Source organism: Streptomyces sp. NPDC052107, assembly GCF_040680215.1.
Lineage (GTDB): Bacteria > Actinomycetota > Actinomycetes > Streptomycetales > Streptomycetaceae > Streptomyces.
Genome location: NZ_JBFAWG010000316.1, coordinates 1 through 1103 on the forward strand (window position 1 = coordinate 1; position 1103 = coordinate 1103).

The 1103-nt window shown below is 67.4% G+C and carries 1 protein-coding gene; it reads left to right on the forward strand.

What is annotated here, in order from left to right; genetic code table 11:
* A partial coding sequence (locus tag AB0M27_RS48115) for an MraY family glycosyltransferase (protein ID WP_365732500.1) occupies positions 1-826 on the forward strand: 826 nt, incomplete at its 5' end.
* Between the last annotated feature and the right edge of the window lie 277 nt (positions 827-1103).

Consider the following 1103-nt stretch of genomic DNA (forward strand, 5'->3'; position numbering starts at 1 on the left):
GATCGAGGCGGCCGCCCCCGCGACACTCTTCACCGCGATCCTGATGGGCATGTGCCTGGGCTTCCTGCCGCACAACATGCACCCGGCCCGGATTTTCATGGGTGACTCCGGCTCGATGCTGATCGGCCTGGTACTGGCCGCTGCGGCCATCTCGGTCACCGGCCAGGTCGACCCGGACAGCATGCGTATCTTCTTCGAGGGCAGCGAGCGCGGGGCGACCCACGCGATGCTCCCGGTCTTCATCCCGCTGGTGCTGCCGCTGACGATCATCGCGATCCCGGCCGCCGACCTGGTCCTCGCCATCGTCCGCCGCACCTGGAACGGCCAGTCCCCGTTCGCTGCCGACCGGGGCCATCTCCACCACCGCTTGCTGGAGATCGGCCATTCGCACAGCCGTGCCGTCCTGATCATGTACTTTTGGTCGGCCCTGATCGCCTTCGGGACCGTCGGCTACTCGGTCCACTCGGCCTCGATGTGGATCGTCTTCGTCATCATCGCTGCGAGCGCGGTGGGCCTGGTCCTCCTCCTGATGCCCCGCTTCACCCCCCGCACCCCGCACTGGGCCAACCGCTTCGTCCCGCCGCGCTACCGGCGCCAGGTGCCCGAGCGGGCCTCCGCGTCCCGGTCCCCGTCCGCGTCCTCGTACGGCGAGAAGCCGGAGCCCGTGACCTCCGGGTCCCAACCGGCCCTGGAAGAGGCTCAGATGGGCCAGGAGAGCCCCGAGCGGGCCCCTGTGGCGGTCGGGGTGTCCGGCGTCAACGGGGCGACCGCGATCGGCCCTCGTTCGCGTTTCCCTGAACGCCGGTCCATCGACTCCTCGCGCTGACGTTTCCGGATTCCGCCGCCCATTACCAGACATAACGCCGTCTTGTCGTGCACACACGCGCGGGGTAACTCTCATGTGTGACAGTTGGCACACTTTCCAGGTAAAGACCTCATCAAATAGTTTGTGATACCGTTCACGAGACCCGGCGACGGAGCCGAAGAACCCTGGTGAGACGGTTCCTCGGCCTGGTAATCCGCCTCGCGGGCCGGGCCTACGCTCGTCCATGACGACGCCCCATTCCTCCCCAAGACCAGTGGAGCTGCCGCCAGATCGGAGA